Below are 23,317 nucleotides of genomic sequence, written 5' to 3' on the forward strand. Positions count from 1 at the left end.
TTCTTCCAACGAGAAAACCGCCCCAGGGATACGCCATGACAGCCACCGACCGTCGCAACATCATCATGGGCACCATTGCCGCGGCCACCCTTGCACGCCCGGCGACTGCGCAGCCGCAGCAGGGCGGGGGCGGCAACCAACCCGCATCCGCCACGGCCACCGGGACAGCGCCGAAGGGTTCCGCCCCTCCGCCCGTTACCAGGACCATCGCCCGCTACGCCACATCGGCTCCGGCCGATCAGGTGCCGGAAGCGGTCCGCAAGGAGGCCACGCGCACCCTCCTCAACTGGGTGGGCTGTGCGGTCGGCGGATCACGCCAGGATGCTCCAGGCCGCGCCGTGGCAGCCCTGAAGCCCTTTTCCGGCCCGGAACAGGCTTGTCTGTTTGGCCGCGGCGAACGGCTGGACGCACCGAATGCGGCATTGGTCAACGGGATCAGTTCCCATGTCCTGGACTTCGACGACACGCATCTCAAGACCATCATCCATCCGGCGGGGCCGGTGGCCTCGGCTCTGACGGCCTTCGCGCAGTTCCGGCCGATCTCGGGCCGGGATTTCATGAATGCGCTGACCCTGGGATGCGAGATCGAGTGCCGGATCGGGAACTCGGTGTTCCCCGAACACTATGCCATGGGTTGGCACATCACCGGCACCACGGGTGTCTTCGGCGCCGCGGCCGCCATAGGGCGCGTCCTGGGCCTGGATGAACAGCGCATGACCTGGGCCATGGGCCTGGCCGCGACGCAGCCGGTGGGGCTGAAGGTGCAGTTCGGCACCGACACGAAGAGCTTCCATCCCGGCAGGGCCGCGCAGAACGGGATGATCGCGGCCCTGCTGGCACAGCAAGGCTATACCGCCTCGGATGTGGCGATCGAAGGCTTCGACGGCTGGGGACAGGCACTGAGCACACGGCGCAACTGGGATGAGGTGACGGGGGAGCTGGGCGAGCGATACGAACTGGCGCTGAACACCTACAAGCCCTTCGCCTGTGGTATCGTTGCCCACCCTTCGATCGACGCTGCCATCCAGCTGCGCAACGCCAACAGCCCCAAACCCGGGGACATCCGTTCCGTGGCGCTGAAGGTCCACCCGCTCGTGCTCAACCTCATGGGCAAGACCGAGCCACGCACCGGCCTGGAAGGCAAGTTCAGCATCTTCCATGCCGTGGCTGTCGCGCTGGTCACGGGCCGCGCGGGTGAACAGGCTTTCACCGATGCCGCCGTGAAGGACCCCACCGTCGCGAGCTTGCGCAAGAAGGTCGAAGCCACGGTGGACCCTGCCATCAAGCCGGATCAGGCGGACATGGTCGTGACGCTCAACGACGGCCGCACGATGCATGTCTTCGTCGAGCACGCCGTGGGAAGCCAACTGCATCCCATGTCCGATCAACAGCTCGTCGAGAAATTCATGGGCCAGACCGAAGGCATTCTTCCCGCGGATCGCAGCAGGCAGCTCCTGGACCTCTGCTGGAAGGCGTGGAGCCTGCAGGATGCGGGTGAGATCGGCCGCATGGGGGCAGCGGCTTAAACAAGCGAAGCCTGACAGCCCCTCCTCCGGCGGGGACGCTGGATGCGGGCCACCGAAGGGCTTGCCACCTGGCACCGCGCCCCGTCCATGGTGCCGGTGGAACTCCGGCCTGTACCGGTCATGGGCCCGTCCCCAGCCTGCACGGCCCTGCCGGGAAGGAGGCCCGGCCTTTCCCGTGCCTCCTTCCCGGCCGCGCCCTTTCAGGCGCCCTCGGCCATGTCGAAGACCGGCTTCATCCCGGCGGGCAGCGGACAGTCATAGGGCGTGCGCGCCAGCCGCGCCTGGTGGTCGGCCTTGGCCTGGGCCAGCAGGTCCGGGCTCCGCAGCACATCGACCGCCGTGCCGGCCATCACCTTGGCCACATGCACCATGCCCTTGTGCGCATAGGGCGTTTTGCCCTGGGCCGTGAGCTGCCAGGAATGCCCCGGCGTGCCGATGGCATAGGTCGCGCCCCGCGCCTGCACCGTCGGCACGGCCCAGGAGACGTCGCCGACATCGGTGGAACCCATGCTGGGCGGCGGCGGCGCGTCGATCGGCGCGATGCGGTCGCAGAGCGGCGCCTCCGTCACCGGCAGGCCGAAGCGGCGATGCGCGGCCACGATGTCCTCCTGCCGCACGGTCCGCTGGATGGCGCGGGCGAAGTCGCGGTCGGCTTCGTCGAATTCCGGCGCACCCAGGCGCTGGAAATTGTCGTACATCGCCCTTTCCAGCGGCGTGTTGGCTAGCAGGTTGCTCATGCCGCTCACCACGCGGGATGCCGCCGTGGTCTCGGTCATCAGCGCGGCGCCCTGGGCAATTCTCTCCACCCGCTCCGCCAGCTTGCGCAGCTCCGGCAGCTCGGCGGCGCGGATCAGGTAGCGGATCTTCGCCGCGCCCTGCACCACGTTCGGCGCGATGCCGCCGGCATCGAGATAGGCATAGTGGATGCGCGCGCTGCTCGGCATGTGCTCGCGCATGTAGTTCACGCCGATGTTCATCAACTCCGCCGCGTCCAGCGCCGAACGGCCCAGCTCCGGTGCGGCGGCGGCATGGGAGGAACGGCCGGTGAAGCTGTAGTCCACCTGCAGGATCGCCAGGGAATGCGCCGGGTTCACGCCGGAGAAGGGCGCCGGGTGCCAGGAGATGGCGATGTCCACGTCGTCGAAGACGCCGTCGCGCACCATGAAGGTCTTGGCCGCGCCGCCTTCCTCCGCCGGGCAGCCGTAGTAGCGCACGCGGCCCTTCACCCCGTTCGCCGCCAGCCAGTCCTTCACCGCGGCGGCGGCCAGCATGGCGCCGGCACCCAGCAGGTTATGGCCGCAGCCATGGCCCGCATGCTCGCCGGGGCGCGGGCTGTGCTCCGCTACCCCGGCCTCCTGGCTCAACCCGGGCAGCGCGTCGTACTCGCCGAGGATGGCGATCACCGGTCCTTCCTCGCCCGCCTCGCCCACCACCGCTGTGGGAATGCCGGCGAGGCCCTCGGTGACACGGAAGCCCTTCTCCCGGAGCATGGCGACATGCTCTGCCGCCGAGCGCTTCTCCTGGAAGTTCAGCTCCGGCATCTCCCAGACCCGGTCGCTGAGGCCTTCGAAGGCCTCGCGGTGGTTCTCGACGAGCTGCCAGATCTGCTCGGAATTCTTCATGCCCTATCCTCTCCTGCGGCGCCGGGTTCCGACCCTGTTTCCGTGCCCTGGCCCGGCGGCCGGTCTGTCGCGTCGTGATGGGCCATTCGGATGGGCCATTCGGATGGTCCGGTCGGATGGTCCGGTCGGATCGTGCGGATGCCGGAGCGAAGGCTGGCAGGGGACGCCCGTTCCGTGAACCCATGCTTCCCTGCCGGAACGATCCGGCTGCCTGGCACCGGCCGAGCATATCCCGTGCCAGGTTGCGGCCCCGCCATGGGACCACGGCCGCTTTTCCCGTCCGGGCGCCCCTCCTCCCGAGCCGTCCGGAGGCGCCTCGCCCTTGACGCCGGGGCGCCGGGGGCGGAAGACCGCCGTTCCATCAACAAGAGCTCCGGTCTCCACCCCCGATGCAGCGTGTTTTCTCGGGCATCCAGCCCTCCGGCATTCCCACCCTCGGCAACTATCTCGGCGCCATCCGCAACTGGGTGCCGATGCAGAACGGCGACGCCTCGCTCTTCTGCGTGGTGGACCAGCACGCCATCACCGTGTGGCAGGACCCGAAGGAGCTGGCGCGGCAAACGCGCGAGATGGCGGCGGCGCTGATCGCCTGCGGCCTGGACCCGGAGCGCTGCATCCTCTTCGTGCAGAGCCATGTCCCCGCCCATGCGCGGCTGGCCTGGATCTTCAACTGCGTGGCCCGCATCGGCTGGCTGAACCGCATGACGCAGTTCAAGGACAAGGCGGGCAAGGACCGCGAGGGCGCCTCGGTCGGCCTCTATGTCTATCCGAACCTGATGGCGGCCGACATCCACGCCTATCACGCCACCCAGGTGCCGGTGGGCGACGACCAGAAGCAGCACCTGGAACTGGCCAACGACATCGCGCAGAAGTTCAACCACGACTACGGAGTGGAGTTCTTCCCCACCATCGAGCCGCTGATCCAGGGCGTGGCGGCGCGGGTGATGAGCCTGCGCGACGGCAGCAAGAAGATGTCGAAGTCGGACCCCTCCGACCAGTCGCGCATCAACCTGACCGACGATGCCGACACGGTGGCGCTGAAGATCCGCCGCGCCAAGACCGATCCCGAGCCCCTGCCCTCCGAGACCCGGGGCCTGGAGGCGCGGCCCGAGGCGCGCAACCTCGTCGGCATCCTGGCCGCCATCACCGACAGCACGGCGGATGCGGTGCTGTCCGAGCATGGCGGCAAGGGCTTCGGCGCCTTCAAGGAGGTGCTGGCCGAGGCGCTGGTGGCGAAGCTCTCGCCCATCCAGGCGGAGATGAAGCGGCTGCTGGACGATCCGGCCACCGTGGATGCCGCGCTGCGCCGGGGCGCCGGGAAGGCCGCCGGCATCGCCGACCCGATCGTGCGCCGGGCGGAGGAGCTGGTCGGCTTCCTGCCGGCCCGCTGAGCGAAGGGGGCCGCCGGCCCCCTCCCCCGCCGGGACGCCGTTCCTCCCGGACGGCGAAGAATACGAAGATTTAACAAACACGTCCCGCCCCTGGCGAATCCGTGGCCTCGCCAGGGGCGGGCGCCGGTCTGCGGAACCGCCGCTGACCCCGCGATCCGGCCATGGGCTGTTTCTCGCATCGCGGGACCTGTATCACGCGCGTTTCGGCACAGAGGGAACGCGCCCCACACATGCTCCGAGGCATCCTCACCGTCGGCGCCTGGACGCTGCTCAGCCGCATCCTGGGCTTCGCGCGCGACATGCTGGTGGCCGCCATCATGGGCGCGGGCCCGGTGGCCGACGCCTTCTTCGTGGCGCTGAAGCTGCCCAACCTGTTCCGCCGCCTGTTCGGCGAGGGGGCCTTCAACGCCGCCTTCGTCCCGGCCTTCTCCGCCACGCTGTCGGCGGAAGGCCCCGCGGCCGCCCGCCTGCTGGCGGAGCGCATGGGCACCCTCCTCGCCCTCTGGCTGGCCCTGCTGACCGTGCTGGGCTGGATCTTCATGCCGCAGGTGCTGACGGTCCTGGCCGCCGGCTTCAACGACGATCCGCTGCGCTGGGAGCTGACGCTCGAGATGACGCGGATCACCTTCCCCTATTTGTTCTTCATCTGCCTGACCGCGCTGGTCTCGGGCGTGCTGAACGGGCTGGGCAGCTTTTCCGCGGCGGCGGCGGCGCCGATCCTGTTCAACCTCTTCGCCATGGTGGCGCTGCTGGGCCTCACGCCCTATGTCGCCACGCCGGGCCATGCCCAGTCCTGGGGCGTCATGGCCTCCGGCATCGCGCAGCTCGCCATGGTCTGGGTCGTCGCGGCACGGAAGGGCATGCTCCTGCTGCCGCGCGTCCCTCGCCTGACGCCCGATGTGAAGACCGTGCTCTGGCGCATGCTGCCGGGCGTCCTCGGCGCCGGCGTCACCCAGCTCAACCTCGCCATCGACACGCTGATCGCCACTCTGCTGCCGGCCGGCGCGGTGTCCTACCTCTACTATGCCGACCGGGTGGCGCAGTTGCCGCTGGGGGTGATCGGCGCGGCGGTCGGCACCGCCCTGCTGCCCATGCTGGCGCGGCAGTTCCGCACCCGGCAGCCGCTCTCGGCGCACCGAACACTCAACCGGGCGGTGGAATTCTCCCTGGCACTGGCCATCCCGGCGGCGGCGGCGCAGTGGATCACCGCCGGCCCGATCGTGCAGGCCCTCTTCGAGCGCGGCGCCTTCGGGGCCGATGCCGCTGCCGCCACTGCCCATGCCCTGGCCGCCTATTCGGTCGGCCTGCCGGCCTTCGTGCTGGTGAAGGCCTTCGCACCCGGCTTCTTCGCGCGCGGCGACACCAGCACCCCGGTGCGGATCGGCATCGCCGTGGTGATCCTGAACCTCGTGCTGAACCTGATCCTGATCCAGTTCCTGGCCCATGTCGGCGTGGCGCTCGCCACCTGCATCGCCGCCTGGGTCAATGCGGGCGCCCTGGCCTTCCTGCTGCACCGGAGCGGCGCCTGGCACCCGGACCGGCGGCTGCGCAACCGCGTGCCCCGCATGGTGCTGGCGGCCGGGGTGATGACGCTGGTCCTCTGGGGCCTCTCCACCCTGCTCTTCCCCGCCGAGAGCCTGCGCGTGGTCCGCCTCCTGCTGCTGGTCGCCGTGGGCATGGCCACCTATTTCGGGTCCGCCCACCTCCTCGGGGCGCTGGACCTGCGCGATCTGCGGAACCTCCGGCGCCGGAAGGGCAAGGCCGCCGCCGCCGTGGCCTGATCCGGCGCCGCGCTGCCCTCCGGAGGGGGAAGGCGGTGCCTTCCGTAGGTCAGGCCCGCCGGACGGTGCCGGGCAGCATGCGGAGGCTGCTGACGATGGCGGCCAGGATGGCGGCGGTGGCGCCGAGGCCCAGGGCGACGACCGGGCCGTGGTCGCCGAAGCGGGCCAGGACGAGGGCCACGCAGGCGGCGCCGACGGTCTGGCCGAGCAGGCGGGCGGTGGAGAGCATGCCGCCCGCGCCGCCGGCCCGTTCGCGTGGCGCGGAACCGATCATGGCGCGGTTGTTGGGCGACTGGAACAGGCCGAAGCCCGCCCCGGCCAGGGCCATGCGCCAGGCGATGTCGGCGGCGGAGGGGTGGGCCGGCAGCAGGGCCAGGGCGGCGAGGCCGGCGGCGAAGGCGGCGAGGCCCAGGGCGCCGAGCAGGCCGGGATTGTGCCGGTCCGCCAGGCGCCCGGCGATGGGGGCGAGGACGGCGGTGGCGAGGGGCCAGGGCGTCATCATCAGCCCGGTCTCCACGGCGGTGAAGCCAAGCTGCGTCTGCAGCAGGAAGGGCAGGCTGGCGAAGGCCAGCATCTGTGCCAGGAAGGAGCAGACGGAGGTGCTGACCGAAAGCGCGAAGAGCGGGATGCGCATCAGGTCCACCGGCAGCAGCGGCGCCGTCATGCTGAGCTGGCGCAGCACCAGGGCCACGCCGGCGCCGATGGCCACGGCGAGGAGGAGGCCGGACAGGCCCAGGCCCTCGCCATGGGCGATGCCGTCCAGGGCCATGATGAGCAGGCCGAAGGTGATGGCGCAGAGCAGCGCGCTGGCCGTGTCGAAGCGGCGCTTCGAGAGGGGCGAGTGCGGCAGGCTGCGCCAGCCGATGAGCAGGGCCAGGATGCCGATGGGCACATTGACGGCGAAGAGCCAGGGCCAGCTCGCGACGGCCAGGATGGCGCTGGCGACGGTGGGGCCGATGGCGGAGGAGACGGCGACCACCAGGGCGTTGACGCCGATGCCGCGGCCGAGCTGGCTGTGCGGATAGGTGAAGCGGATCAGCGCGGCGTTGACGGCCATGACGCCCGAGGCGCCGAGCCCCTGCACCACGCGCCACAGCGTCAGCGTCAGCAGCGTGTCGGAAAGGGCGCAGGCGGCTGAGGCGATGGTGAAGACGACGAGGCCGACGAGGTAGATGCGGCGGTAGCCCAGGATCTCGCCCAGCGAGGCGAGCGGCAGCAGCGAGATGGTGATGACGAGCTGGTAAGCGTTGACCACCCAGATCGAGGCCGAGGGCGCGACGCCGAGCTCCTCCGACAATGTGGGCAGGGCGACATTGGCGATGGCGCCGTCCAGCACGGCCATGGTGATGGAGAGCGCGATGGCCACGACCGCCCAGAGGCGGCGGGGCATCGGCAGGCCGTCGGGGTGCGAGGCGGCGGGAGGGGGAGCGGGGCGTACGGCAGCGGGATGCTCGGATACGTTCATGCGGGTTCCATGGCCCCCTCCCCTGCGATCAGCCGGCGCCGATGGGGACACCCACCCGGGCATAGACCTCGGCCAGCCGTTTCTCATAAGCCGTGGCGGAGAAGAGCGCAGCCCGGCGCGGCCCCACTTCCGCGAGATGGCCGCGCAGGGATTCGTGCTGGTCCAGCGCCCGGATGCCTTCCGTCAGGGCGCGGATGTCGTAGGGATCGACCGTCACGGCGGCATCGCCCACCACCTCCGGCAGGGAGGCGGTGTTGGAGGTGAGGACGGGGGTGCCGAGGCTCATCGCCTCCAGCGCCGGCAGGCCGAAGCCCTCGTAGAGCGAGGGGAACAGCACGCCCCGGGCGCCGCGGATCAGGCTGACGAGCAGGCGGAAGGGGGCGTAGTCCACGAGAATGATGCGGTCGCGCAGGCGGCGCTGGGTGCTGGTGATGGGTTCCTGCTGGCCGGGGAGGAGCCAGCGCTGATGGTCCTCGTAGAGCATCCGCAGTTCCTCCTGGCTCTTCCAGGCCTGCTTGCCGACGATGACCAGAGGGCGCTCGACGCCGGAGGCGAGATAGGCCTCGATCAGCCGGCCGACATTCTTCTTGGGCTCGATGGCGCCGAAGAAGAGGAAATATTCCTTCCAGTCCAGGCCGAAGGAGCCGGTCAGCTCGTCCCGTGCCTCGCCTTCCGGCTTCTGCGCCAGGGCACGCGGCAATTCCACCGACTGGTAGGTGTTGGTCACCTTCTCCGGCGGGCAGCCGAGCAGGTCGATGATGTCGCGGCGGGAGGCCTCGCTGACCGTGACGATGTGGTCGGCCTGCCGCACCAGGAGCCGGTTCAGGCGCAGGTAGCGGCGCTTGTGGTCGAGGGTGGTGTAGGGCAGGCGCAGCGGCACGAGGTCGTGCAGCGTGTAGATGTTGCGGGTGCCGCGCGCATGGACCGGGACCGGATAGGTCCAGTGCATCAGGTCGGGCTGTTGCGGCAGGCGGACCTTGAGCCGGTCCTTGTGCATCTTGAAGTGGTTGGCGGAGAGGCTGAACAGCTCCTCCACGTTCCAGAGATGGTCGAAATGCGGCAGCCGGGCCTCGAAGGCGCGGGTGATCACCCGGCCGGTGATGGGGACAGGCTGAGCCTTGTGACCGATCATCGGCAGGAGCAAGCGGCACGCGGTGCGCAGGAGGCGGTTCATCGGCCTGGGCTTGCCGACGCGGTTGTCGAAGAAGGCGATCTCGCGGATCAGCGGGTCCTTCGCCGGGCTGGCCCGGCTGCCGTAGAGCACGCCGACCTCGGCCCCCATGGCGCCGAGGCGGAAGGAGAGGTTGCGGGCATAGGTCGCCACGCCGGTCCCATGCTCCAGGCCAAGGTTGTATCCATCGATGCAGATGCGCGCCATGGGCACAGGCTAGTCGCTGCCTCCGGTCATTGGGAGATGTTCTGGCAGGTGATTTTTCGCATCTGCAACCAAAGGGTGTCTTGACGAATTATTAACATCGTGGTGCGCCATTGGTATGTCCCAGGCCGCAACCCTGCTCGAAGACGCCGACCGAGCCCGCGATGCCCGCGAATGGCAGGCAGCCGCTCTGCTTTATGGCGATTATCTGCGCCTGCGGCCGGATGACCGCGCCGCCATTGTGCAGCAAGGCCACATGGTGAAGGAGGCCGGGGATCCCGAGGCCGCGCTGGCGCTGTACGACCGGGCGCGCCGGCTGGACGAGGCCGATCCCGACATCCACCTGCAATCGGGCCATGCGCTGAAGCTGCTGCGCCGGATGCCGGAGGCGCTGGATGCCTATGGAAGGGCGCTGGCGCTGGATCCGGAGGGGGAGAACCCCTGGCGGGAATGGCTGACGCTGGCCCGTCGCGGTCGCCCCCTGCCCCGCCGGCTGACGGGCGTGGGGCTGGACCTGTCCGATCTGGTGTCCTGGGTCCTGGGCGGGCGGCGGGCGCCGTCGGGCATCCAGCGGGTGCAGTACGAGATCGCCGCCAGCCTTTGCGCGGCGGGCGAGGGCGCGGTGCTGGCCTGCGCCCTGCCCCCGGACGGGATCGCGGGGGGCTGGCGCGAGCTGCCGGCACCGCTGCTGCTGCGGCTGCGCCGGCTCGCCGCCCAGGGGGGAAGCGAGGGAGCCGATCCGCGCGAGGCCGGCTGGCAGGAGGCAAGCGGCATCCTGCACGATTGGCTGACGGCGGCGCCGGACCTGACCCTGGCGCCGGGCGCGCTGCTGCTCTGCCCGGGCACGGCCTGGGCCATGCCGGAACAGGCGGCGCGGCTGGCGGCGGCGCGGGAGGCTGGGGCGCGCTACGTGCCGCTGCTGCACGACACGATCCCGCTTTCCTTGCCGGAATGGTGCCAGGCCCGGACCGTGTCGGACTATGCCGCCTGGTTTTCGGCCCTGCCGCTGCTGGCCGACGGCATCCTGTGCAATTCCGAAGCGACGGCGGCTGATCTGCGCCGCTTCGCCGCGCGCTACCTGCCGGGGCAGGCCCTGCCAGCGCTGGCGGTGGTGCCGCTCAACGGCGCCCCTCCCCCGCCGCCGCGCGAAGCGGCTTTGCCGCCGGAGCTCGAATCCCGGCCCTATGTCCTCTGCACCGGCACGATCGAGGGGCGGAAGAACCACCTGCTGCTCTTCCAGGCCTGGCTGACCCTGACGCGCCGGCTGGGGAACGCCTGTCCGCTGCTGGTCTGCGTCGGCCGGCCCGGTTGGCGTTCGGAGGGGGCGATGGCACTGCTCGCGGCCTCGCCCGAACTGTCGGCAAAGGTGGTGATCCTGTCCGGGGTGGACGATGCAGTGCTGCACGCGCTGACGCGGCATTGCCGCTTCGCGGTCAGCGCCAGCCATGGCGAGGGCTGGGGCCTGCCGGTCAGCGAGGCGCTCGCCCTGGGCCGGCCGGTGCTGGCGCCGGGCCATTCCGCACTGCTGGAAAGCGGCGCGGCGGGGGCGACCTTCTTCACGCCGAATTCCGAGCCGGATCTGGTGGAAAAGGCGCTGGCGCTGATCGCCGCGCCGGAGGAGGCGGCGGCACGGATCGCGCCGGGTGGCGGCTGCCGCCCCTGGGCCGAGGTGGCGCGGGAGATGCTGGCACAGGCGCGCGCGCTCACCGAGGCAGGAGCCGGGGCGGCGCCGGGCGTGCCGCCGCTGCTGCCGCCGGGCCTGCGCGTCCGGCTGGCGCCGCCGCCCTGCCGCCGGCCCGGGCTGGAACAGGCGCTGGCGCAGGTGCTGCCCAGCGGGCCGGGCTGGCTGCCCGCGAAGGCCGGGGCACGGCCCAGCCTGCCGGGGCTGGCGCGGCTGCGCTGCCGGGTGCCGGGAGGGGCGCTGCGGCTGCTGCTGGAGGTCCGCGCGCCGGCGGAGCCCTGCCGGCTGCGGATCAGCGCCTGGCGCGAGGGCGGCGAGGAAGCCGCTGTGACGCTGGAACTGGGGCCGGGACAGGAGGCGGAGGCCATGCTGCTGCTGCCCGATCCGGCGGGGGCGGGGGAAGGCGTGATGGAGATCCTGCTGGACAGCGAGGCGGAGACACAGGGAGCCGGTCTGGTCGCCCTGGGCCTGGCGCGGGATGCCGTGCTGGAGGACCGTCTGCGGCTGATCGAGGGACGGGAGCTGCTGGCGGTGCTGCCGGACTGAAAGCAGCCAAGCGGGTGCTTCCCGTCCTGGCGTTGCTCTGTCCCCCCGGGGCCGTCCAGGACGCGCGACGCCAGACCCGTGCAGGCCTGCGGATCGGCGCGTTCCGTCGTTCGCATCACTCCTCGGAAAGGGGCGGTTGCCGGGTGGGATCGCGCAGCCAGCCGCCGCCGGGGCCGGGGATGAGTTCGAGGCGCGGATCGCCCGCGGTGGCGAGCAGGCGAGCCAGGCTGCCGGCGCCTCCATAGGCCGAGCTCCGCAGGATCGGTCCCAGGCGGGCCTGCAGGCGCTTGCCCAGGGCCGGCAGGTGCAGCGGCGTCGGAGCGTGGGCGAGTTCCTCTAGCACCAGCGACAGGATCGCCTCGCGCGGGGCGGCGGGATCGGCAGGGCTGTCCGGCGCGCCCTGGTCCGGGACCGGCTGCGGCCCTCCTTTCGCGGGGGGTGGCGCGGGCTGGACCGGAGAGGCACGCCATTCCTGATTCCAGCCGAGGGCCTGCCCGACGAAGGCCTCACGGCCGACCACCTCGTCGGCCGCGGCGCGGTAGGCCTCGGCGGCATTGCCGACCGTGACTACGACGGTGCGCCGGTCATGCGCGCGGAGGCGGTGCAGGACCGGCGTGAAGTCGGCATCGCTCGACACCAGCACGAACTCGTCGAAGCACGTGGCGTGGCCGAGCGCATCCAGCACGTCCATGACCAGCACGATGTCGGCGCTGGTCTTGCCGCCCCGGGTCAGCGGCGGGCATTCGGTGATCTGGAACCCCGCCCGCACCAGCTTGTCGCGGAAGCTGCCGAAGAACACCCGCTCGCCATCGGGCAGGACCAGGGAGCCGACCGGGTTGAGGTAGCAGCGCCGTATCAGGATGCGCCGCTGAACGGCAGGCACCGCCGTGCCGCGCCCCGGTTGCGGCGCGTTGCGCTGTGCGATCCAGTCGAGCCAGCGCCCGGGCTCGGCCACGAAGATCTCGGCCGCCTCGGGCGCGTGCAGGCAGAGCGCGCTGAAGACATTGTCGAAATCGACGAAGAGCGCGACCCGCCGCTCCATGACGTCATCCCTGGCCGGGGGATGGGTCACGGGCATTTCCGCTTGCATGGCCCTGTCATGCCCGATGCTCCAGCGATGGCTGGCGAGCCTAGCACGAAAGGACCGGGGTGGCTCCTACCCGCCTGCCGAGCGGCGGAACAGGCCGAGCCAGGGGCGGCGCCCGTGGCGGATCTCACGCCCGGCCGCCAGGGTGACGCCCAGCACGCCCGCCACCCGCCACAGCGTGCCCTCCCGCGCCACCAGCGGGGCCGGCCGGACGATGCTGGAGGCCGGAGCCGGGGCCGTCACCTTCTTCTGCCCCGCCGCCTTCGGATCGGCCGGCACGGGCGCCTGCTGCTGGCTGCCTTCCAGCCCGGCATAGGCACGGGTGAACTCGGCGCCCAGCAGGAAGATCTGCGAGGAATAATAGACCCAAAGCAGCACGATCATCACGGAGCTGGCCGCGCCATAGGTCGTGGCCATGTTGCTGCTGCCCAGGTACCAGCCGATCAACGACTTGCCGAGGGTGAAGAGCAGCGCGGTCACGAAGGCGCCGATCGCCACGTCGCGCCAGGGCAGGCTGCGGTCCGGCAGGATCTTGTACATGGCGCCGAAGAGCAGCGTGATGATGCCCAGCGAGATCGCGAAGTTCACGGCGGACATCAGCAGCGTGACCTCGGGCAGCCGGCCACGCAGCCAGGTGCTGAGCACAGAGATGCCGGCGCTGACCGCCAGCGACACCAGCAGGATGAAGCCGGTGGCGGCGACCAGGCCCATGCTGGCGGCCTTGGCGCGCACCAGGCGGCTGACGGTCTCGGTGGTGTTCTCGTCGGCGTCCGGCTCCACCTTCCAGATGGCGTTGAGAGCGCCCTGGAGCTCGCCGAACACGCCGCTGGCGGTCAGCAGGAGGGTCACGAGGCCAATCAGGGTGGCGATGGTGCCGCTGGTGGTGTCGCTGGCGCCCTTGACCATGTCCTGGATGGTGGCGGCTCCCTGCTGCCCGACCAGGCCGCGCAACTGGTCGTCCAGGGCACCGCGCACCGCTTCCTCGCCGAAGAAGAAGCCGGCGATGGCGGTGGCGATGATCATCAGGGGCGCCACGGAGAAGATGGTGTAGTAGGCGATCGAGGCGCCGCGGCTGAGGCAGGAATCGGCGATGTAGCCACTCACCGTATCCGTGATCAGGGCCCAGATCCTGTTGAACATGACGCCAAAACCTCGTTCCGATCCCGGTCCGGCCGGCGGGGCGGAGTGCCTGGACCGGGATCAGAACGAGCGGAACAAGGCGCGGTTGCCGGGAAGCGTGGCACCTCTCGCGTCCCGTCTCTTGGCGCCGCCCCATCTCCGTTTTCCTTGCCGGCTTTCTGCCTTCCGGGTTCCTTTTTCCTCCCGCCCGGCCGGTGGCCACCGCGTGGCATCCGGCGCCCGCCCCCGCCCCAGCGGGAGACGGTAGCGGGCTGACGGCCGCGGCCCGACGGGCTAATGGCCCCCTCATGACCTCCTCCCGCGCCCCGTCACCTCCCGTTCCAGCGGGTGCCCCGGCCGATCCCGCACTGCTGCCCGAGATCCGGGCCGCCTATCGCGCGCATCCGGGCTTCGAGGCGGATCTGGCGGAAACGTTGCGCCGGGCCGGCGCCCGCCTGTCAGGCTGGCAGGGGGAGCTGGCCCTGTCACCTGACGCGCCGGTGGCATGCCCCTGGGCGCTGGATGTCTGGACGGCGCCCCGGCTGCTGCCGGTCCCCTCGATCAAGGGCGCGGCCGGGGCGCTGCGCGACATCCAGCGCAACTGGGCCCTGTGTTCCACGGGGAACCATCGCCGCGCCGCGCTGATCGAGGCGGCGTTGCCACCGGTCAAGGCGAGGCCCGTGGCCTTTCCGGCCCCTGTCCCCACCGCGCCGCTCGGAGGGTGGACGCTGATCCGGCCGGACCTGATGCTGGCCAGCCCGGAGAAGACCAGCCCCTATCCCGCTGGCGCACCGGTCCTGGTGGAGGATCACGAGGGGCCACCCAGCCGTGCCTACCTGAAGCTCTGGGAAGCCTTCCTGGCGGCCCGCCGCTGGCCCGGCCCGGGCGATTCCTGCCTCGACCTCGGCGCCTGCCCCGGGGGCTGGACCTGGGCCCTGGCGAAGCTGGGCGCGCAGGTGGTGGCGGTGGACAAGGCCCCGCTCGACCCGCGCGTGGCCGCCATGCCCGGCGTCTCGGTGCGGCAGGAAAGCGCCTTCGGCCTGGACCCACGCACGCATCCGGAGGTGGATTGGCTGCTGAGCGACGTGATCTGCTACCCGGTCCGGCTGCTCGGGCTGGTGCGGCGCTGGATCGAGGCAGGCAAGGCGCGGCACATGCTCTGCACCATCAAGTTCCAGGGGGGCACGGACCACGACACGGCCGCCGAATTCGCTGCCATCCCCGGTGCCCGCCTGACCCATGGCACCTACAACAAGCACGAGCTGATGTTTCACTGGAGCCGGCATGAGGCGGAGCGGCAGGGCCATGTGAACGGGTGAGAAGCCCCGTCCCATGGCCCGGGCCGAAGATGCGGGCGGCCGGACTCGAACCGGCAAGCCACTGAAGGCTAACGATTTTAAGTCGGAAGGGGGTTCGGAAGGGGGAGTACCTGCGACGGGATTTGAACCCGTACTCCCTTGAAGGGAAACGGCTTTTAAGGCCGGTGCGTCTACCGTTCCGCCACGCAGGCAGCGACAACATTGTCTCTGTCTCTCGCCTTGTCTCACGTCGAGACACTGAGACATGCCCTCGTCCGCACCCCTTAGCGCGCGGAAGTCCGCCAGAATAGCCTCCGCCTCCGCCTCGGTCATGTTGGAGCGGAGCCGGTTGAACCTGTGTGATACCCACCGGACGTTTCCGGGGACGTACCCGAGGTGCGGGACGATGCGGTCGAGGCTGGGGCTGCTGTCGAGGGGGCGCCCCTTCCCACGTTGGAGGGGTATCCCCAGGATGGGACACACCTCCGGAAGTGGTGGCAGGTTGTCTCTACGGATGGTGCAGGGGAGGCCCTTTCTCCTGGCGCGAACCTGGGCCGCGTTGATGGCGGCCGCCACGGTGTCGGGGGAGAACTTTTTCTTCTCCTTCTCCCCGCGCCGGTCGCGCTGCTCCGGATGGGCGATCCGGTAGGCGCGTGTCCGGGCTGCCATGCACGCCCGGCAATAGATGGAGCGCCCCGAAGGGCGCCCCTTGTCCGACCCAAAGGCCGCAGGATCGGTCTCCCCGCAGCCGCCTCGGCACGGCTTCATAAGGCGGCCTCCTGCGTCCCGAGGAGGGCCTGCTCCAGCCTGCTCAACTCGTTCTCCAGCATGTGGGGCGCGAGGTGGGCGTAGCGTTCGGTGACGGCCAGGGAGGAGTGGCCGTGCCAATCCTTCACGGCCAGGAGGAGCATTCCGTCCCGCACCTTGCGGCTGCACGAGGTGTGCCGGAGGGTGTGGATCTCCGCCATCGACATGGGCCGGTAGTAGCGGTCGGAGCCGAGGCCGATGACGGGGAGATCGTTGACCGCAAGCTCTGGCGACGTGGCCCAGACGATGTGCCCAGGGGCGCGGTCGGGGTTCGTGGACATCACAATGAGGTCCGAGAGTTTGAGCGGGTAGCGGTCGAGATCCGAGAGGCGCGTATCCAGCATGAACTGGAGGGCGAAGCCGGAGCGCCCATAGGACGCCATGCGCTCCGCGAGATCCTGATCGGTGAACCTCTTGCGATCCACAGGGCGCCCGGCAAGCTCCGGAGTGGTCTCCAGGGCTTCCTCCACGAGAGGCGCCAGGCGCTCCCCGTAGTTCCTGTGCTGCTCCTTGGTGGGGAACAGGGCGGGCCACACGCGGATCTGGTAGCCGCGCTCCGGGAGCAGGTTGTAGAGGCTCTGCTCCGTCTGGGGCGTGCCCAGGTAGATGATGCGGCTGGAGTCCAGCGGCTTGATTACCGCGTCGAACTCCTTCACCGCCTCGGAGAGCTTGTCCCGCATCGCCTGGGTGGCGCTGTTGCCGGGCACCTCGATATCGTCCGCGATGATGATGTCCGCGCGGCTACCGGCGATCTGGCCGGTGATGCCCACGGACTTCACCGAGGCGGAGTGCGAGGCGCGTGCCGGGCCTACGTCGAAGGCGATCTTGGAGGACCGCTGATCGCCCCTGGGCCGCAGATGGGCCAGCACCTCCATCTCCATGATGAGGCGCATGGTGAAGGTGGAGAAGTCGTCCGCGCGCTGCTTGCTGGCGGACACCACGAGGACGTTCTTCTGGGGGTTCTTGAGGAGCACCCAGACGACGAAAGCGGAAGTCACCCAGGATTTCCCCACACCTCGGAACGCCTGGATCACCGCGCGGCGTGGGCCGTGCTGGAGATAGTGGGCGATGTCGAACTGGACAGGGGTGGGGTCTGGGAGGTTCAGGTGTTTCCATGTGTGAGCCAGGAACACCCGGAAGTCGTTGAGGGGACCGAGATCCACCTCGTCATTGGCGCGAGCCATTGTCTCCTTCGGTTTGGGGATTATGAGGACACGCCTCAGCGAGCCTCTAGGATCGACGCCTAGGGGCTTGCAGAGAGTTGCCGGTGTGGTTTGGATGAGAGAGTTAGGAGCGCCCGTCAGGCGCCGCTGGAGAGTCTTTATGCGGGCGTCTTGGATCGCCTTGTGGGCAACCCTGGTCCCCGCGATGGCGCACGCGGAGAGCATCACATGCGTGCCGCAGTTAAAGCTGGACGAAGGCGATGACACCTTCGTCCCTGCTGTGCAGGACGTACTGTACATCCTGCGTCCGGACGGGGCCGGATGGGTGCTGGAACGCATCAGGAAGGGCAAGGAGGGGCGCGAACGGTTGGCCGCTTGCGAGTACCCCAAGCCCACCCAGGCGCGTTGTAGGGGCCGTGTAGAGGCGACCTACGAGGCCAAGGATCGCCTCATGACGCTGCGGACGGGACGCTTCTCGTGGGTGATGGCGTCCTGCCAGACAAGCTAGCTTCCCATAAAAGACACCAAGTGGTGGAGCCACGCTTGTCCCCGCTCCAGCAATTGCCCAATATCGGCAGCAATCTTTGAGGCCTGCCCCTGAGTTAGGTGGTTGACTAGCCACCAATTGATAGGTTTAGCGGCTTGGTCAGCTAACGATTCCACAAGCTTGTCGGCCCCCTTATCCAGCTTCTTGCCGAGCCATATCGCGGCGGTTCGTAGGCCGGACAGGTTACGAGCAACGGAAAGGGCGTCTGGCTCTGGCTTGGAGAGAGCGTCCTTGACCGCTGTGGCGGCCTCGCGGACAGCCTCAACAGGTTGTTCATTAGGTTCTGCAGGAGCACCGTTATGCCCGATGCCTATGCTGACGGCATCCTGCGGCTTCGGCGGAAGGGCTTGAAGCAGATTTGCTACGGCATCGAGCAGGCTAGAGCGCAACACCTGCTCGCGTGCATCCCCAAACACGGGGACAAAGCCAGCCTGAAGTTCGTTCAATATGTCGTCGAGGGCCTTACGTTCTTCCCTCTCTTCATCTTCTCTCTGAACGTCTTCTAAGTTCCGGATCTGGTCAGGATGCCGACGGCTCGGTGCCCACTCAATGATACCTGTGTTCTCAACCTCCTCAACGGCCAGTGATATGACGCCCTCAGTCACGAGATGAGAGAACTGATCATCCAACTCGTCTCGTGCATCGTAGGGGCCACCGAAGATATACTGGTATCCGCCTTCCCTACTCTCGTAAGGGGTCTCCTCCGCTGGATCAACGAACATCTCGTTAAACCAATAGGTTAGATAGGCCACCTGCCTAACCCGCGACATCTTCTTCAACTGCGAGGGTGTCACGCCTACAGTGCGATCATCCTCGCTGAAATACCGCAGTGACCGTTTCCGCGTAGGCATTGAGATGCAAACCCTCGTCCGCTCAGACTAAGGTACTGCAACTGCCTGAGAAATCCAGACGGGGGGTTCGCCCTACTAGGTGAGCCGGAAGCGGGGATCAGCATCCCCGTCGAAGTTCGCCAGGCGGTTCAGGTGGTCCAGCGGGCTACCGGGCTTCGGCTCGGCGGTGATCCCGTTGTCCTTGAGGAACTGGCGGATGGTGTTGAGGGTGGCGGCGGTGGCGGGGATCTCGTTCCCGTCCTTGTCCTTCTCGCCGTTCTGGAGGCGGTCCACGAACTCGTCCGCCATCAGCTTGTGGAGCTTGGCGAGAAGCTCCTCGGTGGCGCGGCTCACTTCTCGGTGGCCGCCATCACCACGGCGATCCCGAGGGACGCCACCATTGCCACGGTCATGAGGCTGGAGACCGCCTGGATGGTGCCGAGTACGGTCATCGGCCCACCGCAGCGCGGACCACGGTGAACAGGTTCTTGATGCGGTTCACCACATCGTCGTCCTTCTGCGTGGGCGTCAGCGCCACGATGAGCAGGGCGAGGTTGATCGTGGCATCCGCGATGGTGAAGTAGGGGGCGGCCTCGGGGGACGCCAGGAGTGCGACGAGCGAGAGCATGGTTATCCTTTCGTGAGGTATGCGATGGCGCCAGACACAGCCGTAGCGGCTAAGGAGCTGACCACGAAGACGGCGCCGAGGTACTTGTTCTTGAGGGTTTCGAGGGCAGCGATGCGCTTCTCGTGGTCAATCTGGACCGGGAGAATGGCGTCTTGCTTCGTCTCGATCCGCGCCAGGCGGTCGATGACGTTGGACTGGAACTGATCCATGAAGAGAGACGGGGCAGCCTAAGCCGCCCCTAGGTTCTCCTGCTACGCGCGCCGCTTGGTCACGCGGATGTTGATCGGCCCCGACGAGAGCGACGAGAGCGCCGCCGCCGAGTGGTTGTGGCAGTACAGGGTGACGCCTTGGGTGGCGGACACCTGCGCCGAGAGCCGGAGCGTCGAAGCGGCGGACCATGCGGCCTCCGCGATGTCTCCGGGGTAGGCATTGGCGAACGCTGTGGTGACGGAGGTGTACGCCGTGGCGTTGGCTGCGGGCGTGGTGGTGTTCCACGTCACCGAGGCGACGGCATCGACTTCCACGAGGAACGGGATGGCGGTGCGGGAGGGGCTGGCCTCGGTCCCGGCGCCGCGCTGGAGTTCGAAGCTCGGGCCGTAGAAGCGCAGCGCGTTGTGCAGCGTGTAGGCCCCATCGGCGCGGGACAGGCGGACCCCGAAGCGGTCGAGGGTCATGTTGGTGGTGCTCTGGCACGCGAAGTGCCCACCGTAGAAGCGCAGGCTGTTGCACCACCCGATGGAGGTGCCGGTGCGGAGATCCAGGCCCACCTTGTTGTCGATCAGGCGGCCCAGGTGGAGGTCACTATCCTCGCACCCGTTGCTGTCCCCGAAAAGCTGGACACCGATGGTGAAGCCGCTCGCCTGCCGGATCTGGACGTGGCTGGCATCCGCAGCGGCGTGGACGCGGCTCATGTCGAGGTTCTCGATCTCCTCCAGATACGCCTTGTTGCGGGTCTTCACGAGCCGCAGACGCATCCGGGGGGACAGGTAGCCACCCCCATCCCCGGCTGCCCACTGACGCGGGGGGCAGAGCATCGGCCACAGGAAGGTGGCGGACATGAGGGCGCGGGCTTCCTCGCCCCTGATCCATTCCAGGGTGGTCTCAGTGGGGAGGAGGACGGTCGGGGTGTCGTTGGCGGAGCGGGCCTCGCGGCGCGTCTTCACCAGCCCCGTCTTCTCCACCACCAGCCCTATGAGGAGGACGCCCAGGTGGATCTTGTCCGAGACGGGCCACTTCGCCTCCACCTTCTCGGCGCGCTTCAAACCCGCCTCGATCCGCTTGCTGGCGTACTCCACGTTGCGGCGGGTGCGCGTCTCCATCTTCTTCGTCATCTTGGAGTAGTCCTGGGGGCTGGCCTCCTCCAGCAGCTTCGCCCGGTACTCGTTCTCGATGGCACTCGCCACCCGGTTCGCCGCCTTCTGGAGAGTGACGGCCTGGGTGAGAGTGTTAATGATCTCCCGCAGGGTCACGTAGGCCACCGTCTCGGCAGGCAGGAGGCCCAGATAGGCGGCGTGGGCGCGGCGGTTCCCCGCCCCTCCGGTGCTCGAATCGGTCTGTTTGGTCGCCTCGATGACGGCGGCGAGATCCTCCAGAAACGCCGAGGTCGCCCGCCGACCATAGCGGGTATCCGCCTCCTCTCCCTGAGCGCGGGCCTTCGCGATCATCTCGCGAACGCGAGCTTGCCCGGCATCCACCGCCTCCGCCTCAAGGGCGAGTTGGCGCGCGACGACATCCACCGAGAGGTGGGCCAGTCCGTCCATGGAATATTCTCCGATTTGCGATGTTGGTTAGAGGTGCAACCTCTGGCGCACTGCGCGTGTCGCAGGCTGCGCTGTCTCAGAAGTCTCTGAATTGGGAGAGCGGCGGGCGCGCGCGGCCCACTCCAATGAATTGTTGGAGTTTTGCCAGCAGCTTAGTTCGCAAGGATGAGATGTTCGCAAATTTGCGAACATTGACAGGAGCTTTTAAGTCGTCTGTGTCTACCGTTCCACCACGCCCGCAATGACGCGGATGGACTTCCCGGGGAGCGCCACGGCCCATTCCTGGGACAGTCTTCCGGAGCCAGGGGATTTATCGGAAGCGGGGATGCAGTCAACCGCGCCCCGCCCCCGGGCCTCGTCCTGTGGCGGCTTCGCTTTCCGGCGATACCGCCTGGCTTGCCTCCGGGACGATCCAGGCCATGGCCCGTCCCGCGATCTCGACCGATGGTTGTCTGCCGTGGCGGCAACACACTCCCCGGTGGCTTCTTGGATGCATCCGCCCGGCTGTGGCATGCTGGCCCGATCCCTGGTCCGATCGCTGGCCTGCGACGACCCGCCACCTGCCTGCCATGCCGCGGAGCACTCTTCTCCCTTGGTCGCCTCCCTGTCCGATCCGAACCTGTCCCTTGCCCGGACCGAGCAGCTGGTGCTCTTCGCCGCGGGAGGCGCACGGCTGGCCCTGCGCCGGGGGGCGATCCGGGAGCTGCTGCCCCTGCCGCGTCTCTGGGCCCCGCCCGGCCTGCCGCGGGTCCTGGCCGGCTTCCTGAACCTGGGGGGCGAGGCGGTGGCGGTGCTGCGCCTTTCGCGCCTGCTGGAGCCGGAAACGGAGATCCGGGCGGAGGATGATGCCGCGGCCAGCATCTACCGGCACCTCATCCTGCTCGATGACGGGCGGGGGCGTCTCGCGCTGCTGGTGGATCGGGTGCTGGATGTGGTGCGGGTGCCGGCGGAAAGCCTGCAGGCGCTGCCGGCGGAGCAGAGCCTGAACGGCTGCGCCGAGGCCGAGATCGCGCTGCCCGACGGCTTCGCCCGGCTCCTGGCGCCGGAACGGCTGCTGATGGAGCGCGAGCGCGCCACCCTGGCGGAGCTGGAAGGGCAGGCCCGCCGCCGCCTGGAGGACTGGGCCGCGCCACCATGAGCGCCCGCCACGGCCTGCCGTCGCTGCTGCCGGATGCGGCCTTCCTGGAGATCAAGGGCCGCATCATCCGGCGCACCGGCCATTTCTACTACCAGGACAAGGACGATCTCCTCTGGGAACGCCTGCTGCGCCGGATGCGTGCCACGGCCTCGTCCTCCAGCGAGGCCTATCTCCGCCGCCTGGACGATCCCGCGACCGGCGAGGCCGAATGGTCGGCGCTGGAGACCGAGATCACCATCGGCGAGACCTTCTTCTTCCGTTACGCGGAGCAGTTCGCCGCCCTTCGGGAACGCATCCTGCCCGAACTGATCCGGCGCAACCGCGCGACGCGGCAGCTGCGGATCTGGAGCGCCGGCTGCGCCACCGGGGCGGAGCCCTATTCCATCGCCATCCTGCTGCACCGCCTGCTGGGCCGGGAGATCGGCGACTGGCGCTGCCGCATCCTGGGCACCGACATCAACGAAGCCTTCCTGGCCGCCGCGCGGGAAGCCCGCTTCAGCGCCTGGGCGCTGCGCAGCCTGCCGGCCGAGGAACGGGCGCAGGACTTCCTGCCCGACCCGTCCGGGCGGAGCTGGCGGCTGCGGCCGCCCTTCCGGTCCCTGGTGCGGTTCGAGCGGCACAATCTTCTCTCCCTACTGGACCCCGCCGCGCCGCTGGACCTGAGCGGCTTCGACCTGATCCTGTGCCGCAACGTGCTGATCTATTTCCACTCCGATACCGTGGCACGGCTGGTCAGGGCCCTGGGGGAAAGGCTGGCACCGGAGGGCTGGATGCTGCTGGGCCATGCCGAGCCCAATCCGGCCTTCGCCGCCTTCCTGTCGGTGGAGCAGTTGCCGGGCACCGTCGCCTATCGCCGCCGCCCCGCCTCCCCACCCCAGGCGGCGCCCGAGGCCGGCGCGGAGCTCCCCTCGGACGGGACGGCCGATGCGGCGCTCCCTTCCGGCCAGCCCTGGAGGATGCCGTGGCGGAGCTCGGGGCCGGAAGCCCCCGCCGATCCGCCGCCCCTCTTCGTGCCCGTGGCATGGGCCGGGGCCGGAAGGACCGGGATGGGGCCGCCGCCCCTGCCATCGCCGCCATCCCCGCCACCGGCCCTGCATCTGCCCCCACCGGAACCCGGATTTCCCGACCCAGCCGGGCCGGAGGGCGGAACAGGGGCTTCGGCGCTGGAGCGGATCCGCGACCTGGCCAATCGCGGAGAGGCGGAAGCGGCGCGCGCCGCCTGTGCGGAGGCCCTGCGCGAGGACCCGATGCGGGCGGCGGCGCATTTCTACGACGGGCTGCTGGCCCGTGCGTTGGGCCAGGCGGTGGAAGCAGAGGCGGCGCTGCGGCGCGCCCTCTATCTGGACAGGAACTTCCTGGCCGCGCACTACCAGCTCGGCCTGCTGCTGCTGGATCTCGGCCGGCGGCAGGAAGGACGGCGGGCCATCGCGACCGCCGCCCGGATCGCCCGCGCCCTGCCGGGGGAAACGCCTGTCGAGGAGGGGGACGGGATGACCGCTGCCAACCTGCATGCCCTGGCCAGGCTGCAACTCGGCCTGTCCCTGTCCTGATGC

Annotated in this window: 18 protein-coding genes and 1 tRNA gene; 7 read left to right on the forward strand and 12 right to left on the reverse strand. The window is 69.3% G+C overall.

The window, feature by feature from the left end; translation table 11 throughout:
- The first annotated feature begins 35 nt into the window (after positions 1 to 35).
- On the forward strand, positions 36 to 1,526 hold the full coding sequence (locus RGI145_RS17025; protein WP_075799297.1) for an MmgE/PrpD family protein: 1,491 nt from the start codon (positions 36 to 38) through the stop codon (positions 1,524 to 1,526).
- 200 nt (positions 1,527 to 1,726) lie between these two features.
- Here RGI145_RS17025 and RGI145_RS17030 read toward each other — a convergent pair whose 3' ends face one another.
- Positions 1,727 to 3,148: a M20 family metallopeptidase gene (locus RGI145_RS17030; protein ID WP_075799298.1), complete on the reverse strand. Its 1,422-nt coding sequence runs from the start codon at positions 3,146 to 3,148 to the stop codon at positions 1,727 to 1,729.
- Positions 3,149 to 3,537: 389 nt separating this feature from the next.
- Here RGI145_RS17030 and trpS point away from each other — a divergent pair, with 389 nt between their 5' ends.
- Both trpS and murJ read left to right on the forward strand, forming a co-directional pair.
- Positions 3,538 to 4,539 carry a tryptophan--tRNA ligase gene (gene trpS, locus RGI145_RS17035; protein ID WP_075799299.1) on the forward strand — a complete coding sequence of 334 codons (1,002 nt, stop codon included), beginning with the start codon at positions 3,538 to 3,540 and terminating at the stop codon, positions 4,537 to 4,539.
- Positions 4,540 to 4,769: 230 nt separating this feature from the next.
- Positions 4,770 to 6,320 (forward strand): murein biosynthesis integral membrane protein MurJ, encoded by a 1,551-nt coding sequence (gene murJ, locus RGI145_RS17040; protein ID WP_075799300.1) that lies wholly within the window; start codon positions 4,770 to 4,772, stop codon positions 6,318 to 6,320.
- A 49-nt stretch (positions 6,321 to 6,369) separates the two neighbouring features.
- Here the strand turns inward: murJ and RGI145_RS17045 are convergent, their stop codons facing one another.
- Together RGI145_RS17045 and RGI145_RS17050 are read right to left on the reverse strand one after the other, a co-directional pair.
- Complete coding sequence (locus RGI145_RS17045) at positions 6,370 to 7,785, reverse strand: MFS transporter (RefSeq protein WP_249024819.1); 1,416 nt, start codon at positions 7,783 to 7,785, stop codon at positions 6,370 to 6,372.
- 28 nt (positions 7,786 to 7,813) lie between these two features.
- The gene (locus RGI145_RS17050; protein ID WP_075799302.1) at positions 7,814 to 9,163 is read right to left on the reverse strand and encodes a glycosyltransferase family 4 protein; all 1,350 of its coding nucleotides are present in this window, start codon (positions 9,161 to 9,163) and stop codon (positions 7,814 to 7,816) included.
- 115 nt (positions 9,164 to 9,278) lie between these two features.
- Here RGI145_RS17050 and RGI145_RS26095 point away from each other — a divergent pair, with 115 nt between their 5' ends.
- Positions 9,279 to 11,387, forward strand: a complete 2,109-nt coding sequence (locus RGI145_RS26095; protein WP_075799303.1) for a glycosyltransferase — start codon at positions 9,279 to 9,281, stop codon at positions 11,385 to 11,387.
- A gap of 115 nt (positions 11,388 to 11,502) precedes the next feature.
- Here the strand turns inward: RGI145_RS26095 and RGI145_RS17060 are convergent, their stop codons facing one another.
- Positions 11,503 to 12,459, reverse strand: a complete 957-nt coding sequence (locus RGI145_RS17060) for an NYN domain-containing protein (RefSeq protein ID WP_167668307.1) — start codon at positions 12,457 to 12,459, stop codon at positions 11,503 to 11,505.
- A gap of 84 nt (positions 12,460 to 12,543) precedes the next feature.
- On the reverse strand, positions 12,544 to 13,614 hold the full coding sequence (locus RGI145_RS17065) for a YihY/virulence factor BrkB family protein (protein WP_075799305.1): 1,071 nt from the start codon (positions 13,612 to 13,614) through the stop codon (positions 12,544 to 12,546).
- A 287-nt stretch (positions 13,615 to 13,901) separates the two neighbouring features.
- Between RGI145_RS17065 and RGI145_RS17070 the strand changes: the two genes are divergently transcribed.
- Positions 13,902 to 14,912: an SAM-dependent methyltransferase gene (locus RGI145_RS17070; RefSeq protein WP_237183117.1), complete on the forward strand. Its 1,011-nt coding sequence runs from the start codon at positions 13,902 to 13,904 to the stop codon at positions 14,910 to 14,912.
- Between the two features lie 107 nt (positions 14,913 to 15,019).
- On the opposite strand, the gene RGI145_RS17075 is transcribed toward RGI145_RS17070, so the two are convergent.
- The 7 genes from RGI145_RS17075 to RGI145_RS17110 all read right to left on the reverse strand — a co-directional run bounded on the left by RGI145_RS17075 (position 15,020) and on the right by RGI145_RS17110 (position 20,626).
- Positions 15,020 to 15,103 (reverse strand) — tRNA-Leu (locus RGI145_RS17075).
- A gap of 552 nt (positions 15,104 to 15,655) precedes the next feature.
- Complete coding sequence (gene terL / locus RGI145_RS17080) at positions 15,656 to 16,882, reverse strand: phage terminase large subunit (protein ID WP_075799306.1); 1,227 nt, start codon at positions 16,880 to 16,882, stop codon at positions 15,656 to 15,658.
- A 483-nt stretch (positions 16,883 to 17,365) separates the two neighbouring features.
- The gene (locus RGI145_RS25170) at positions 17,366 to 18,202 is read right to left on the reverse strand and encodes a hypothetical protein (RefSeq protein WP_156878584.1); all 837 of its coding nucleotides are present in this window, start codon (positions 18,200 to 18,202) and stop codon (positions 17,366 to 17,368) included.
- A gap of 132 nt (positions 18,203 to 18,334) precedes the next feature.
- Positions 18,335 to 18,592: a hypothetical protein gene (locus RGI145_RS17095; RefSeq protein ID WP_075799309.1), complete on the reverse strand. Its 258-nt coding sequence runs from the start codon at positions 18,590 to 18,592 to the stop codon at positions 18,335 to 18,337.
- Between the two features lie 94 nt (positions 18,593 to 18,686).
- Entirely contained in the window at positions 18,687 to 18,866 is a 180-nt protein-coding gene (locus tag RGI145_RS17100) for a hypothetical protein (RefSeq protein WP_075799310.1), read from the reverse strand.
- A gap of 2 nt (positions 18,867 to 18,868) precedes the next feature.
- Positions 18,869 to 19,075 carry a hypothetical protein gene (locus tag RGI145_RS17105; protein WP_075799311.1) on the reverse strand — a complete coding sequence of 69 codons (207 nt, stop codon included), beginning with the start codon at positions 19,073 to 19,075 and terminating at the stop codon, positions 18,869 to 18,871.
- Positions 19,076 to 19,117: 42 nt separating this feature from the next.
- Positions 19,118 to 20,626 carry a hypothetical protein gene (locus RGI145_RS17110; RefSeq protein WP_075799312.1) on the reverse strand — a complete coding sequence of 503 codons (1,509 nt, stop codon included), beginning with the start codon at positions 20,624 to 20,626 and terminating at the stop codon, positions 19,118 to 19,120.
- Positions 20,627 to 21,137: 511 nt separating this feature from the next.
- On the opposite strand from RGI145_RS17110, the gene RGI145_RS17115 reads away from it, so the two are divergent.
- Together RGI145_RS17115 and RGI145_RS17120 are read left to right on the forward strand one after the other, a co-directional pair.
- Positions 21,138 to 21,764 carry a chemotaxis protein CheW gene (locus tag RGI145_RS17115; protein ID WP_237183118.1) on the forward strand — a complete coding sequence of 209 codons (627 nt, stop codon included), beginning with the start codon at positions 21,138 to 21,140 and terminating at the stop codon, positions 21,762 to 21,764.
- Positions 21,761 to 23,314 (forward strand): CheR family methyltransferase, encoded by a 1,554-nt coding sequence (locus tag RGI145_RS17120; protein ID WP_237183119.1) that lies wholly within the window; start codon positions 21,761 to 21,763, stop codon positions 23,312 to 23,314. Before RGI145_RS17115 ends, RGI145_RS17120 begins: the two co-directional genes overlap by 4 nt.
- The last annotated feature ends 3 nt before the right edge of the window (positions 23,315 to 23,317 follow it).

Origin of the sequence: Roseomonas gilardii, assembly GCF_001941945.1 — a bacterium.
GTDB lineage: Bacteria > Pseudomonadota > Alphaproteobacteria > Acetobacterales > Acetobacteraceae > Roseomonas.